We start from the raw sequence: 13,945 nt of genomic DNA, 5'->3' as shown, positions 1-13,945 counted from the left end.
ATTGACCGGCGACGTTGTCCTGATCGCAGCATTTTCCGGGCGGAGCCTCGCGCAGTCCGCCCGGCGCGCTGGATTTAGGCCGTTCGTCGTCGACGCTTTCGGCGATCTCGATACCCGCGATGCCGCAGAAGGCCTTCGCGTTATCGATGGCGCGATGGAGACGGGCTTCCGCACGAAGCCACTCATTGCGGCTTTAAACGAGCTTTCTCAATCGGCGCCCGCAGCGCCGATTGGCCTCGTGCTCGGCTCGGGCCTTGAAGATAAGCCGCGGCTTGTCGATGCCCTTGCATCGCGCTTTCGCCTGCTTGGCTGCGATGCGCGAACGCTCGCAACCTGCAAAGATCCGAAAAAATTCTTCGCACTTCTCGACGACCTCGCAATCCCGCACCCCGAGACGCAAAGCACACCGCCGGGGGATGCATCGGGCTGGATCTCGAAGCGCATCGGCGGCAGCGGCGGCCGACATATTCGCGATTGCTCAGGTACCCCACACGCAAAACCGCGCCGTTACTTTCAGAAGCGACTGACCGGCACGCGCTATTCCGTCGGCGCATTGTGCGCGGGGGACGGCGCAGCCTCATCGGCATTCGCTGTGAGCCGGCAATGGATATCTCCGTCACCTGCACACCCCTATCGCTTCGGCGGCTGCGTCTCCGCGCCCGCCATCGATGATTCGTTATCGACCGAGATGATCCGCTATGCCCGCGAGCTTTCTGAAAAACTGCAATTGCGCGGCCTCGTATCGTTCGATTTCCTCGCCGCGCAAGGCGTGCCTTATCTGTTGGAAGTGAACCCGCGGCCGGGCGCATCACTTGACGTTCTCGACGATCGCTTCGGCTCTTTGTTCGCAAGACATATCGCCGCCTGCACGCGCAAGCCGGTATCGTCGCAACAAGGCCTTTCTTCCCCTGCCAAAGCCATAGCGATCCTCCACGCTGACCGCGGAGAGACAACGCTTGGTGACATGCCGTGGCCCGCCTGGAGCACTGACCGTGGCACACCCGGCACTTTTGTTCCCCTCGGCGCCCCTCTCGCGACGGCGTTTGCCGAGGCCCCAACAGCCGATGCGGCAGAAGCCCTCGCCCGCGAGCGCTTGGCGGAACTCGAAGACCTGATATACGGACACGCAAAATCCTGACCTGACGGGAGTTTCAAAGATGGTTAAGCAGCCCAGCGTCTCGGCACGCGCCGCCAAGCTTGTAGAGAGCATCGTGAATGACGCCGATGCCCTTCGCATCGACGTGAGCACGGGCAGCGAAGGCGAACGCCTGATCGATATGGGCGCCAAAGTCGTCGGCGGTCTCGAAGCCGGCCGTCGCCTCGGCGAAGTCTGCATGGGCGGCCTGGGTCAGGTGGCGATCACGCAATCGTCCGGGCTTGCGAACTGGCCCCTCGGCGTCGTCGTGACGTCGAATGATCCGGTTATCGCCTGCCTGGGCAGCCAATATGCCGGCTGGTCGATCTCGGATGAGGCGAGCGGCTTCTTCGCGCTCGGCTCCGGTCCTGCCCGCGCCGTCTCACGCGTCGAAGAACTTTTCAAGGAACTGGGCTACGCCGACCGCAATCCTGAGACGACGCTCGTCATCGAGGGCGACAAGGCACCGCCCGCGGCTGCGATCAAAAAGATCTCCGAGAACTGCGGCATCAACCCGACGCGACTGACGATCATCTACGCAACGACGTGGAGCTTCGCAGGCATCGTCCAGATCGCATCGCGCGTTCTCGAAGTCGCGATCCATAAGGCCCACGCTCTGCATTTCCCGCTTGAGAACATTCTCGACGGCATGGGCACCACACCGATCGCGCCGCCCATCCCAGATTTCGTCAAGGCCATGGGTCGCACGAACGACGCCATCATCTATGGCGGCCGCATCCATCTCTTCGTGAAGGGCCCGGACAGCGACGCGAAGCGTCTCGCCGAAAGCCTGCCCGCGAGCAACAGCGAAGCGTACGGCAAGCCGTTCGCTGAAATCTTCGCCGACGTCAAAGGCGACTTCTACAAGATCGACCCGATGCTGTTCTCACCCGCGCAGGTGATGGTGTCGAATGTCGAAACAGGCAATACCTTCCGTGCTGGCGAACTGGCGCCGGGAGTCGTCGATGCGAGCTTCCGCTGAGAAACAGCCTGACACTCTGCCAGGCCTAGGGGATGGACTTCACCTCGCCCTTCTGATCGAAGAGGGGCGAGGCGAATGGCATGCGCGCCGCATCGTCCGTTCGCTCGAAGCGATGGGCGCGCGCGTCACCGTTTCATCGCTTCCCCACTGCGCATTCGATACTGGCCTTGAAAGCGGCATCGACATTCCGGGTTTTCAGGGCCGCTTGCCTGACGGCGTGTTCGTCCGCTCGATTTCAGCCGGAACGCTTGAGCAGATCACATTTCGCTTAGGCCTTCTGCATGCGCTGCGCGAAAGCGGCGTTCGCGTCTGGAACGACGCGCGCGCGATCGAGCGTTGTGTCGACAAATCGCAAACGACGTTTCTTCTGCACAAGAACGGCATTCCGACGCCACGCACGCGCGTTTGCGAGACACTTCCCCATGCCCTCGAATATACCGAGGGCCTCGACCGTCCGCTTGTCCTGAAACCGCTGTTCGGCAGTCAAGGCAAAGGCATCGGCATGATCGCGCAGCAAAGCGAATTGCCGGCCCCCGAGACAGTCGATCAGATGTACTACATGCAGGATTACGTCCCGCCGAAGGATGGCTTCTACGAAGACTGGCGCGTGCTCGCGACTCGCCATCGCGTCGTCGCCGCCATGACGCGCCGGGGCACGACGTGGGTCACGAATATCCATCAGGGCGGCAAAGCGCGGGTCCATCTGCCTGACGACGAGATGGCTCGCATCTCGATGGCCGCCATGCGAGCAGTCGATGCCGACTACGCCGGAATAGATCTTATTCGCTCGGCATCGGGCGAATTGCAGGTACTCGAAGTAAATTCAAATCCGGCATGGCGCGGCCTTCAAGGCGTCGCTGACGTTAATATCGCCTGGGCCATCGCCGAGGACTTTCTGAAAACGGTCGTTGCGCATCGCGCGGCATTGCACGTGCCCGCCGTCGCAGCAGTCTCATGAAAGCCGCCCGAACCGCTGCCGAAATCAGCGCCGCGTTTTTATACGCGTGCAACGCTGAACTCGAAGCGCTGAAGCCGGGCAACGTTCATCGCTACTCCGCCGGTCACGGCATGGAGGTTTTGCATTTCGAACAGGCCGCAAACGCTGCGGCCGGGCCGATCGCAGACCCGCAATTGAGCGTCGGCAAACGCATCCTTCGCGCCACGGAAGCAAGCGTCGCCGCAACGGGCCTCAATACCAACCTCGGCATCGTGCTGCTTTGCGCGCCTCTCGCGAAAGCCGCGAGCGAGACGACCTTCGATATCGGCCTGCGCCGTCGCCTTGGCATGATTCTAATGTCGCTCGATGAGCAGGACGCCGAAGACGCATTCGCCGCCATTCGCGTCGCCAATCCGGCCGGCATGGGCAAGGTCGAACAGGGCGATGTCCATTCGCAACCGCAGCATTTAACGTTGCTCGGCGCCATGCAGCTCGCAGCCGACCGCGACCGCATCGCAAACGCCTACGTAAGCGTGTACGCGGATGTTTTCGATTTTGCCTTGCCGGTATATCGCGAAGCCAAGGCGGTATCTGGTTGCGATGCGACTTTAGCAGTAACGACGTTGCATATGGCGCTGCTTGCGGAATTTCCCGATACGCATATTGCACGCAAATTCGGTGCCGCAATTGCCGCGAAGGTGCAAAACGAAGCACGCGTTTTAAGGCCGCAGTGGTCACCTGCTGCAACTGCGAAATCGCTACCGGCGCTTCAGGAATTCGACGCAAAATTGAAACATGAGGGCCTCAATCCCGGCACCACTGCCGATTTTGTGGTCACGACCCTTTTTGCCGACGCGCTGATCGAGCGGAAACGCACCTGAACGGCGATTGGCCCCAACTTAAGGGCTTGTCTCTCCCGGTGACCTAGGGCAATACAGGCGCCGTGTCCGCGGACTCCGCGGGCCGATCCAACGCGCCGAGGCTGGTACTCATGACAACCTGGGCGCTAAGCGCGTGGATATTCATCGCCAGAGCAGTACAGCGAAGTCCCGACTTCTGACGGGGGAGCGTTGTTGCTCATATCCATATCGTTTCATTCGTGGGAGGAACCCCCCTGATGGCCAAAATCAACAAAGTCATGGTCGGCGAGTCGCTCGTCGGCGACGGCAACGAAGTCGCTCACATCGACCTCATCATCGGACCGCGCGGTTCGGCTGCTGAGACGGCGTTCTGCAACGCCCTGACGAACAACAAGGACGGCTTCACGACTCTTCTCGCCGTCATTGCGCCGAACCTCCCCTGCAAGCCGAACACGATCCTTTACAACAAGGTCACGATCAAGGACGCCCGTCAGGCCGTTCAGATGTTCGGACCGGCTCAGTACGGCGTTGCTAAGGCCGTTCAGGACTCGGTTGCTGAAGGCGTGATCCCGGCTGCTGAAGCTGACGATCTCTACGTCTGCGTTGGCGTGTTCATCCACTGGGAAGCTGCCGACGACGCGAAGATCCAGGACTACAACTATCGCGCTGTTAAGGAATCGATTGCGCGCGCTGTTGCTGGCAAGCCGACGGCTGCCGAAGCGACCGCTCAGCGTAACTCGGTCCAGCATCCGTTCGGTGCGAAGGCTTGAAGCGGAAACCGTCCTCAGCAGGTAGAAAACAAAAATGAGACTGCCCCTCCCATGAAGGGGGGTCTGCTGCAGCGATTGGGTAGACTGCTCTCGGGCCGTTACAGCGGTTAATTCTCGAAAACAAACCTTGGCCGCAACTGGGATTTGTTTTCGGCTGGAGTGGCTCCTGCCAATTCACTGAAACCGGACATTCATCGGCCGGCGATCTCTTTGAGGTCGTCGGCCGAAATCTTTCCGGAATGCAGCGCTGAAGCGATTAACGCTCCCGAAACGCCGATTTTTCGAATTTCATCGAGATCGCCGCGGTCGCGAATACCGCCCGCCGCGTAGACACGCCGTCCCTTGGCTCGTGTCACGATATTGTGCAGCCGATTGAGATCGGGGCCTTCGTTGGCGCCGACCCGATCGAGCGTCATGGCGATTACGCGCGACGGCCACAGCGAAGCATCGTTGAGCATCGCATCCGGCCCCATGAATTCGCCATTGCGAAAATCGAGCGAGAGAACCGTGCGCAACGGCGCTTCCGCGACGATATCCTCCCAGCCGTGCACCGTTTCGATGCTCTCCGTTCCGACGACGAGCGTCGCGACAGGAGCCGCCAGAACCGTGCGCGCCGCGCTGCGTGAGCCCGTCCCGGCGTCGATCCAGATTTCCGCATGCGGCAACGCCTGGCTGAGCACAGGCACGATATGCGTATTACGGCCGCGTCCCTCGATGCCGTCGAGATCGGCCAGGTAAAGCTTCCTGAAAGGAAAGAGCCGCGCCAGCCCACGCGCAACGTCCGCGGGTTCCGACGAGGGCGCAAGCGGGGTTTCGATCGGCTGATATGCGGATCGCACACCCTTCACCGCGCGAACGACCTGCCCGCGCGCGACATCAATAACCGGAATTACGTCCACCGCTTGCCTCCTCACCCCGCGAGTGTATCACGGCTTAAGATAAGGAAGCGAAGGCCCAAATGAGCAAGGTAACCATCGGTCTCGACGTCGGCGGCGCGCACTTGAAGGTCGCGCGCGTCGAAGGCACGCGCCTTGTTGCCGTCCGCCAGATCGCCTGTCCGCTCTGGCAAGGTCTCGACCAGTTGGATCAAGCCATTCGCGAGGCTGCGTCACTGTTAGAGGGTGCCGATGCCTTCGCCATCACGATGACAGCAGAGCTGACCGAGATTTTCGAAAGCCGCGAATCTGGCGTCCTCGCGATTCTCGACCGCCTGCGCGAAAGACTGTCGGGCGAACTTCGAATCTATATGGGACTAAAGGGGCTCGCCCCGCCCAACATCGCGGCGAGCGATCCTTTGTCCGTCGCCTCCGCGAATTTTCTCGCGACAGCAGCCCTCGTCTCGCGCCTGCGCCCGCGATCGCTCCTGATCGACATGGGCTCAACGACGACAGACATCATAGCCTGCGATCGCCCTCTCGGCCTCAGCGATGCCGAGCGCATGCAAACCGGCGAACTCGTCTATACGGGCTTCACGCGGACGGCTGTGCCGTCGGTCGCGACACACGCGCCGCTCGCCGGGCAATGGCAAAGCCTCGCCCGCGACGCCTTCGCCAACATGGCGGACGTGCGCCGTATCCTCGGCACGCTGCCTGAAGATGTCGATCAGCATGCGACGGCCGATGGTCGCGGCAAGACACAAAAGGAAAGTCTCGAACGCTTCGCACGCGGCTTTGGACGCGACGCCGACATCCGCCATCTTTCGACGTGGCAGGTCTCGGCGGTTTACATCGAGGAGCAGCAGCTGAGGTCGATGCACGACGGCGCGCTGCAAGTTCTGTCGCGACCTGGCAGCACTGCCGAAAGCGTCATCGCCGCAGGGATAGGAGCTTCGGCCGCAAAGCAAATCGCCATGCGCCTCGGCCTCCCACCTGAATTTTTGGGCGATCTGATCGAATCATCTGACGACGATCAGAAGCTCTGGGCGACGCGCTGCGCACCGGCTGTCGCGGTCGCGCTCCTGCTCAATGCATAAAAAATCGGCCGCAGCACCACCGCCGCGGCCGACCAAATTCTCAAAAAGCCGACGAGGCTCAGCCGCGTTCGCGCTTCAGACGAACGAGATCAAACGAGCCGGACTCGAGGATCAGATCATAGACATGGCCGTTCTCGCGACGGGCATCGTCGATCTTCCAGTAACCGTCGTTGTCCCAACGGAGCTTGCGCCACTCGACGAAGCCCATGTGATGCAGCCTGTCAACGACGATAGCCGGATCATCTTGAACCACATGACGGTGGCCAGCGCTCGCGGGCACAGCCGTGGCCAGCGCAATGGCGGTCGCGGCACACGCGAGGCGTACGATACGGGAAACTTCAATCATCGAATTCTGCCTTCTCTTGGGTATTGCTCATTCTGGGGGGTGACCGGAAACAAACACAGCTAATCCGGTTCAGTTCCCTTTACATGCTTTCCATGTCAGTGAGCAACAAATGAGGCGAGACCAAAAAGTCCAATACGGCCTATTCGGCATCCTTGAGTTGTGATGCGAGATGATGCGCCGAGAAGCCGATTGTATTCTGCAATGCCCGGAATTGCTGAAGTGCAGCAGAACGATCAACGGTTGCCGACTTGACTGCCGCAATCAGAATATTCTTCGAGGTGTGTTCGGTCGAAACAAATTCAATCAACCGGACCTTGTAGCCCGAGGCTTCAAGCAGCAACGCCCGCGCCGCATCGGTCACGAGATCAGCTTGGCGCTGTTTCAAAAGCGGATATTTGATCAGCCCTTTCAATCCTTCGCCGGTATCTTTGATTTGCGGTGCAATTTCATGCTGGCAGCAAGGCGCCGAAAGGATAAGCCGCGCTCCCGAATGGATTCCGAATGCCATAGCATCGTCGGTTGCGGTATCGCAGGCATGCAGCGCGATCACGATATCAACCACCGGCGATTCGGCCTTCGCCGCTTCTTCCGCAACGAATTTCAAGCCATCGAAATGAAGATCACGCGCGAGGTTGTTGCATAGCGTAACGAGATCGCTGCGCAGCTCGATGCCTGTCATCCGACATTCGCGCTGCAAGATCGTCGTGATGTAGTCGTAGAACGCGAATGTAAGATAGCCTTTGCCCGCGCCAATATCGACAACGGTAATTGGCGTTGATTTTTCGAACGCGCATTCCGGAATGAGATCCGCTGCAATTTCGATGAAGCGGCAAATCTGGCGATATTTACCCTGCATCGTCGGCTTGATGCGGCCATCGCGATCGGCAACCTCCAGCCCTTTGAGATAGGGCCGATTTGCCGGTACGAGATAAGCTTTCTTTCGGTCATGGGCTTGCGGCGCCGATGACGTCATCGTCGGCTTGCCGGTGCTGAGGTGCGGCACACCTTTGCGGCTGTAGTCGAGGCGAACGTCCCGCACGTTCGTAAACAGCGTCGCACTCATATAATCCGCACCGATCAGATCCGCGATGAATTCGACGCCTTGGTCTATGGTGAATGTCTTCGTTTCATCCTTGCGCGGATAGCTGGTGACGAGCTTCAGATGCGGCTTATCCTTGATGAGAACGAGCGTCGCGACCGCCTTACGCGTGTCCCCTTCGCCGCGAAACTTTCCCAGCGCCAGCTTGGCGAACGAACCGTCTTCGGCAGCCGCCGCGAGCGCCGAGATAAATTCGCCCTTCACATCTGTTGCAGAAGTCATGGCGTCTTCTGATCGAAACGCGCTTGCCGCCACGCCGAAACTTTCTCCATCAGCCATTCCCAGGCTTCATCTTCGCGCGGGCCCGCGGTCTTCGAAACCGCAATTTCGAGATACTTCAGCTCGCTCTCGACCTTCTCCGGCGGCAGCATGTGGAGACGCGTCGTCAGTACGGCCAATTCGAGAACGGCAGCCTGCGCACGATTAAAACCTTCCCACGCCTTATGCATTTCTTCGTCGACGATAGTGCACAGAAAGCGCGGACGCTGGTCGTCCTCAACGACCTTCTCGACGTTCAACTCCCAATGCGAAACGCAATCTGCAAGCCGCTCGCCTTTGATCGTTCGGGTCGGCAGGAGCGGCCAGATCTTGCGCCCTGTAACGGCGCCTGCAAACACGCGCACATCGTCCGTGTGGCTCGCAGCCGCGAACGGATTGATGCGCAGGTTTTCAAGCGTCGTTGACGGCCGAAACGGCGCAATCACCCAATGCTCGCCATCGTCGATCAAACCGAGCGGTGCGATATGCGCTTCGCCGTTGGCGTTAAACGTCGTGATGATCGTTTCGACGATCCGGGGCATCAGGCGGTTCCTTCACCAATCAGAAGCGCCGCCAGTGCGGCGTCATCTTCTGGTCCAAAGATAGACCAGCCGAGATCGGCGCGCGCAACAATTTCCGGAAAGACCGGATCAACGATCCCCTCACGCATCAGGTCCATTGCCGACGAAATATCCCTCGCACTGACCGATTTCAAAAGCACGAGGCGCGCTTCAAGCAATTCCGCCAGCCGCGCAGCAAGTGCGTCCGACGTAACGTCCCAACTCTCGGGTATCGTCTTATCGCTGCCGATCATCTGCAACGGCGCCCAGACCGGAATTTGTCCATCCATCACCGCTTCTGAAATGTCGTCCAGCGATCGCGCAACCGTCATGCCGGGCTGCAGCCCCACGATGCATTCCGCCATCTGCTCCATCGCCAGCATGGCGAGACGATGCGCGACAGCATCGTTGAACCGCATTTCCGATTGCAGATTGCGAACCGCATCGGCAAAGGGGCCGCCACCCGGCACGATCACGACAGGAATGCGCGCGCCACCGATCATCGCGAGCACTGGTGCCAGACGCCCCGTCTCGGCTAGGCTGCCGCCGATCTTGATGACGAGCGGCCGAACGCTCATCGCATGGCGCTCAGCCACGGCCAAACTCGCGCGCCGCAGCACGCGTTGCCGGACGAATGATTTCAACGCCGCGCCGGGGTCCACGCTCCAGCTTCTCAAGCGCAACGCGCACGGCAGCGATGCGTGGATCGACAAGCACCTGCGACGCAATCCGTTCGGCGAACGTCTCGACGAGATTGATATGCCCGCCGCGCGCCAAGTCGACGATCATGTCGATGATGTCGGCATAGGACGGCACTTCGGCCATCGCGTCATCGAGGCTGAACACGTCCGGTGCCAGCCGCGCTTCAACGGTGAACCGCACCTTCTGAGTCACGCCCTGCTCTTCGGCATAGACGCCGACATTGCAATCGACGACGAAGTCGTTGACAAAAATGGTATCGCCGATTTCCCGCGCTTTCGCCGTCGCCTTCTTGAGCTTCAGTGCGTTGCTGACATCGGCGGCCTTGGATTTGACCGGCTTTTTCTTGTCTTTCATGCGACGGACGTCTCCCGCGCCAGTGACAGCTTTGCATTATCGAGCGCCCGGCGAACTGAAACCACACGGCTGAGTTCGATGGCGCTTACGCGCCCCTGAGCACACAACGCACCACGAAAACCGAGCAAGTCGGGGCCAAGACCGGCGAGCATATCGATGTCGCTCTCTCGCAACGATCCGGCAAGCCCGACAAAAAGCCGATTGTCCCGCCCCAAACGTACAAATTCCATTAATCGCGCCGCGGACAATACGGTCGTCAGTCTGCCTGCGGACTTACCCGCCGTGTCGATCATCACACCAGCAAATCCCGCGTCCGCCAAATCGGCAACTAGCGCAAAATCCGGGTTCTGGTCAGCCATCAGGACCGCCACCAACTTTGTCGACCTCGCATGCGCCGCCCCTAACGCTGCAATGGCGCGCCGCGGGTCCTCGCTGCCGAAAAAGCCGATCTTGACGATATCGACACCTGTTGCGGCCATATCGGATGCGGCGTTCGTCAGAACATCAGGTTCGGGCGGCAGATCGCCGATGGTTGCGCTGACCGGCAAGCGGCGGCCGACGCCTGCCACGATCTCACGAACCGTCGCGGCGCTAAGCGCTCCCAGCGCCCCGGCTGCCGGATCTTTGCAATCAATGATGTCGGCACCGCCAGCCAGCGCGATCTCCGCCTCGCCCGCGGTCGTCACGCTGGCGAGAAAGGCTGGCGTGCCTCGTCTCAAACCGTCAATCATTTCGTCGTTCCGAGATTGGTCCGCCGACGGCCTTCAGGCCGCGAAGATGCGATTTTGCTCCGCGAGGACGGCAGCCCGGTCGTGTCGCTGCGCCTCGGTCAGGTTGATGGTCACATCCTGCGCCACACTCGCCTTTCCGGGCGCCAAGCGCAAGATGCGCGTTCCGAGCTGAATTGCCTCGGCCCGGTCGTGGGTAACGAAAATGACCGTGGTCGGATGGCGGTGCCAGAGCCCGGTCAACAGCGCCCGCAGGCTGATCGCTGTCGGATCATCCAGCGAGACGAACGGCTCATCCATCAGCAGGATCTGGGGTTCGACGATAAAGCCCCTGGCCAGAGACGCCCGGCGCTGCATCCCGAGCGACAGACGTTCCGGATAGGCATTCATGGCATCCTTCAGCCCGACGCGCTCAAGCATGTCGGGAATTTCTGCGTGGCGCGGATCGCCTTCCGGCAGGACCAGGGCGATATTTTCGTAAACCGTCCGCCAGGGCAGAAGACGTGGCGTCTGGAAAATAAAGGTCAGCTTATCCTTCGCTGCACCAAGATCGACGCTGCCTTCGAAATCCTTGTCGAGCCCGGCAATGACGTTCAGGAGCGTCGACTTTCCGCAGCCCGATGGCCCTGTGATGACAAGGAACGACCGCGGCGCCACCTCGAACGCGATATCCTTGAGCACGGGCTGTGGCGGCCTGTTACCGACGGCCGGAAAAACCTTACTGCGAACTTCGACGCGTATGGGCGAAGACAGATTTACTCCGTTCATCGGCGCCATGCGGTCACCCGTTCCTGCAGCGGCTGCAACACCGCAAACTCGATGATCTGCACCACAAGAATGAACGCCAGCGCATACGCCAGGATCGTGCTAACGTCGAATTCCTGAAACGCGATGCTGAGCCGATAACCGACGCCGCTCGACCGCCCGAAGGCTTCGACCACCAGCACAATCTTCCAAACCAGCGACAGGCCGGATCGCGCCGCCGCCGCGAAAAACGGCGCGAGCTGCGGCAGCGTCACGTGACGCAACGTCTTCCACCAGCCGAATTTGTAGATCTGCGCCATCTCGTCGAGATCTTTCGACAGGCTGCGCGCGCCCTCGCGCATATTTACGGCGACGTTCGGGATCTTGTTCAGTGCAACCGCCGTGATCGCCGCCGCATCCGTCAGCCCGAACCAGATGTAGCAAAGCGTGATTGTGACGAGCGCCGGCAGATTGAGAAACAGGATCAGCCAAGCGTCAAAAAACTTGTCGGCTGTCCGGTAGCGACCGAGAAAAATCCCGATCGTCGTGCCGATGAACATCGAGACGACAAACGCCACCGCGACGCGCGCCAGCGTTGCGGAAGTATCTTTCCAGAGATTGCCGTTCGCGCCTTCGCGCCAGAGCACGTCAAACACGGCGAGCGGCGTCGGCAAATAGCGATTGTTCGCGTACACGGCAATGATCTGCCAGAGAACAGCCAGCGCCAGCAGCGACCCGGCCATCCACGCGAGCCGCTCAAGCGATGCCGTGAAACCCGTCGGCGCCGCCATCAGCCTAGGTGTGGAAGAGATCCTGGTCGAAATGGGTGCCATCACCAACGAGTTCCGTATCGCCAAGTTCAATGAGAAGGTTCGTAAGCTTCTCCGCCGCCGCGGTATCTTCCGGCCCCCACGAGCGCGTGATGCCCGACCGATAGTAGTCTCTGATCGCAACAAGCTCGGCGTCTGAGCTGGGCTTGATCAACGGCCGCAAACGCTCCCAAGCCGCATCCGACGTCGCCAGCACCGCGTCGGCGTCCGAGACAGCCGCCAGAAGCGCGTCAACCGGCACCCCCTTAGCGCGAACCTCCTTTTGCGACCAGATGAATCCGACGAGCGCCGGCGTTGGCGACACATCGAGTCCCTTGATGACGTCCGACATCGCCAGCAATTCTTCGGCGCCGCCAGCCTTGAGACGTGCCGCATAGGTCCAGAAGTTCAGCACCGCATCCAGACGCTTGTTCTTGAATTCTTCCGACACAAGCGGCGCTGCTCCAAACACCGGTTCGGCAAAATCGGCAATGTCCTTGCCAAGTTTCTTGCGCGAATAGGCGCGCAGCAGGATCCAGCTCTTGTCGATGCCCGTTCCCGCGACGCCGATCTTTTTTCCTTCGAGATCCCCAAGCGACTTGATCGGACTATCCTTGGCGACCATTACGCTGCCGAGCGCCGAGGAGTACGGAAAAAACTTCAGATCATCGCCGCGCGCGCGTTGACGAAGCGCCCAGGTCCAATCACTCACGATCATGTCGGCCGCGCCCGACAGCAACGCCACCGGCGCCGCCGGATTGTTCGCCACCTCGACCACATCGAGATCGAGCTTGTGTTTCTTGTCGATCCCTTGTGTGCGGATTGTATCGATCACCCAGCTCAACGAGCCAAATTTAACCGACGTTAGGCGCACTGGAGCGGCCGCGAATGCGAAGCGAGGTATCATGATGGAGGCTGCGAGCGCAGAGCCGGCCGCCAGAATGCCTCGGCGGTTGATCATCGTCATTTTGAGGTCGCCTCGACGTTAAACCGGTTTCTCCAGAGATAACGCACACCGTGCAACCAAAGATCATCGGAGTTGCCGTTGATCGAGGCGGACATCGTTTTCGTCAGTTCGCCCGTCTTCGTGTCGCGGGCCACGATCGCCAGATTGATCAGCGCGCCCGAGACCTTATCGACATAGCCCGTGACAGCAATATCGGCGCCCGCTTCCTTCGCAATCGGCACTTCGCAGCCATTGCACTGATTGAACGGCGCGGCCGTCTCGATTTCCTTCTCTTTCGAAGACAGATCGACGACCTGATATTTGCCGTCCTTCTGCATCAGCGAGCGAAGCTCGTCGGCAATCAGCTTCAGTCGTCGCAAATCGTCCGGGTTGTATTGCGGAATAAGCTGTCCGTCCTGCTCCGCATCGTGAAGATCGAACGGAAAGACCGCCGCTTTCGTGACGGCATAAGCTGCGGGCGTCATCGACAAAGATGCGAAAAAGACGAGAAAAGCGCGCTTGAGCAAGGGCATATACATTCGTTTCCACGTAACTGAGCGGATTCATACAGTAAGAGGAGCATCGCGCCCGGCCGAAGCGCTCTAAGACTGTAGGTGCCCGCTAACCCCCCGCCATTGCAAGAGGTTCACCCGCCGTTTGCATAGAATGACTGGTCACAAACGCGCGAGGCGAAAGCGTCCAGCTTGACAAGGCGGCCAACGGCCCCCTTTTAGCAACACAGT

The 13,945-nt window shown here is 60.2% G+C and carries 17 protein-coding genes; 6 read left to right on the top strand and 11 right to left on the bottom strand.

Translation table 11 applies throughout. The annotated features are described in order from the left end of the window. Position 1: 1 nt before the first annotated feature. The 5 genes from ACLB1Z_RS09320 (at position 2) to fae (ending at position 4,684) form a co-directional block, all read left to right on the top strand. Entirely contained in the window at positions 2-1,138 is a 1,137-nt protein-coding gene (locus tag ACLB1Z_RS09320) for an ATP-grasp domain-containing protein (protein ID WP_409563052.1), read from the top strand. Positions 1,139-1,157: 19 nt separating this feature from the next. Beyond that, complete coding sequence (gene mch / locus ACLB1Z_RS09315) at positions 1,158-2,117, top strand: methenyltetrahydromethanopterin cyclohydrolase (RefSeq protein ID WP_013947264.1); 960 nt, start codon at positions 1,158-1,160, stop codon at positions 2,115-2,117. After that, positions 2,101-3,075 (top strand): RimK family alpha-L-glutamate ligase, encoded by a 975-nt coding sequence (locus tag ACLB1Z_RS09310; protein WP_024275704.1) that lies wholly within the window; start codon positions 2,101-2,103, stop codon positions 3,073-3,075. The genes mch and ACLB1Z_RS09310 overlap by 17 nt, the downstream gene beginning before the upstream one ends. Next, the gene (locus ACLB1Z_RS09305) at positions 3,072-3,935 is read left to right on the top strand and encodes a triphosphoribosyl-dephospho-CoA synthase (protein WP_409563051.1); all 864 of its coding nucleotides are present in this window, start codon (positions 3,072-3,074) and stop codon (positions 3,933-3,935) included. The genes ACLB1Z_RS09310 and ACLB1Z_RS09305 overlap by 4 nt, the downstream gene beginning before the upstream one ends. Before the next feature lie 236 nt (positions 3,936-4,171). Then, positions 4,172-4,684: a formaldehyde-activating enzyme gene (gene fae / locus ACLB1Z_RS09300; RefSeq protein WP_409563050.1), complete on the top strand. Its 513-nt coding sequence runs from the start codon at positions 4,172-4,174 to the stop codon at positions 4,682-4,684. Positions 4,685-4,875: 191 nt separating this feature from the next. Here the strand turns inward: fae and ACLB1Z_RS09295 are convergent, their stop codons facing one another. After that, positions 4,876-5,583, bottom strand: a complete 708-nt coding sequence (locus tag ACLB1Z_RS09295) for a HisA/HisF-related TIM barrel protein (protein ID WP_409563049.1) — start codon at positions 5,581-5,583, stop codon at positions 4,876-4,878. 59 nt (positions 5,584-5,642) lie between these two features. Here ACLB1Z_RS09295 and ACLB1Z_RS09290 point away from each other — a divergent pair, with 59 nt between their 5' ends. After that, complete coding sequence (locus tag ACLB1Z_RS09290; RefSeq protein ID WP_409563048.1) at positions 5,643-6,656, top strand: hydantoinase/oxoprolinase family protein; 1,014 nt, start codon at positions 5,643-5,645, stop codon at positions 6,654-6,656. 58 nt (positions 6,657-6,714) lie between these two features. Here the strand turns inward: ACLB1Z_RS09290 and ACLB1Z_RS09285 are convergent, their stop codons facing one another. The 10 genes from ACLB1Z_RS09285 to ACLB1Z_RS09240 all read right to left on the bottom strand — a co-directional run bounded on the left by ACLB1Z_RS09285 (position 6,715) and on the right by ACLB1Z_RS09240 (position 13,735). Further along, positions 6,715-7,002: a hypothetical protein gene (locus ACLB1Z_RS09285; RefSeq protein WP_409563047.1), complete on the bottom strand. Its 288-nt coding sequence runs from the start codon at positions 7,000-7,002 to the stop codon at positions 6,715-6,717. A gap of 139 nt (positions 7,003-7,141) precedes the next feature. Then, positions 7,142-8,323 carry a class I SAM-dependent methyltransferase gene (locus ACLB1Z_RS09280; RefSeq protein ID WP_409563046.1) on the bottom strand — a complete coding sequence of 394 codons (1,182 nt, stop codon included), beginning with the start codon at positions 8,321-8,323 and terminating at the stop codon, positions 7,142-7,144. Then, on the bottom strand, positions 8,320-8,901 hold the full coding sequence (locus tag ACLB1Z_RS09275) for a DUF447 domain-containing protein (protein WP_409563045.1): 582 nt from the start codon (positions 8,899-8,901) through the stop codon (positions 8,320-8,322). The genes ACLB1Z_RS09280 and ACLB1Z_RS09275 overlap by 4 nt, the downstream gene beginning before the upstream one ends. Further along, positions 8,901-9,515 carry a uridylate kinase gene (locus tag ACLB1Z_RS09270; protein WP_409563044.1) on the bottom strand — a complete coding sequence of 205 codons (615 nt, stop codon included), beginning with the start codon at positions 9,513-9,515 and terminating at the stop codon, positions 8,901-8,903. Before ACLB1Z_RS09270 ends, ACLB1Z_RS09275 begins: the two co-directional genes overlap by 1 nt. Beyond that, positions 9,508-9,975, bottom strand: a complete 468-nt coding sequence (locus ACLB1Z_RS09265) for a dihydroneopterin aldolase (RefSeq protein ID WP_409563043.1) — start codon at positions 9,973-9,975, stop codon at positions 9,508-9,510. Before ACLB1Z_RS09265 ends, ACLB1Z_RS09270 begins: the two co-directional genes overlap by 8 nt. Beyond that, on the bottom strand, positions 9,972-10,706 hold the full coding sequence (locus tag ACLB1Z_RS09260; RefSeq protein WP_409563042.1) for a (5-formylfuran-3-yl)methyl phosphate synthase: 735 nt from the start codon (positions 10,704-10,706) through the stop codon (positions 9,972-9,974). Before ACLB1Z_RS09260 ends, ACLB1Z_RS09265 begins: the two co-directional genes overlap by 4 nt. 33 nt (positions 10,707-10,739) lie before the next feature. Then, the gene (locus tag ACLB1Z_RS09255; RefSeq protein ID WP_409563041.1) at positions 10,740-11,480 is read right to left on the bottom strand and encodes an ABC transporter ATP-binding protein; all 741 of its coding nucleotides are present in this window, start codon (positions 11,478-11,480) and stop codon (positions 10,740-10,742) included. Then, positions 11,468-12,280 carry an ABC transporter permease gene (locus tag ACLB1Z_RS09250; RefSeq protein ID WP_409563040.1) on the bottom strand — a complete coding sequence of 271 codons (813 nt, stop codon included), beginning with the start codon at positions 12,278-12,280 and terminating at the stop codon, positions 11,468-11,470. Before ACLB1Z_RS09250 ends, ACLB1Z_RS09255 begins: the two co-directional genes overlap by 13 nt. Then, a complete protein-coding gene (locus tag ACLB1Z_RS09245) occupies positions 12,243-13,223 on the bottom strand; it encodes an ABC transporter substrate-binding protein (protein WP_409563039.1) in 981 nt (326 codons plus the stop codon). The genes ACLB1Z_RS09250 and ACLB1Z_RS09245 overlap by 38 nt, the downstream gene beginning before the upstream one ends. Then, entirely contained in the window at positions 13,220-13,735 is a 516-nt protein-coding gene (locus ACLB1Z_RS09240) for a DUF3280 domain-containing protein (RefSeq protein ID WP_409563038.1), read from the bottom strand. The genes ACLB1Z_RS09245 and ACLB1Z_RS09240 overlap by 4 nt, the downstream gene beginning before the upstream one ends. Positions 13,736-13,945 lie beyond the last annotated feature (210 nt).

Source organism: Hyphomicrobium sp. MC8b (assembly GCF_905067615.1).
Taxonomy (GTDB): domain Bacteria; phylum Pseudomonadota; class Alphaproteobacteria; order Rhizobiales; family Hyphomicrobiaceae; genus Hyphomicrobium_B.
The sequence above is the reverse complement of the archived record's forward strand: the minus strand, read 5'-3'. Positions and strand labels throughout refer to the sequence as shown.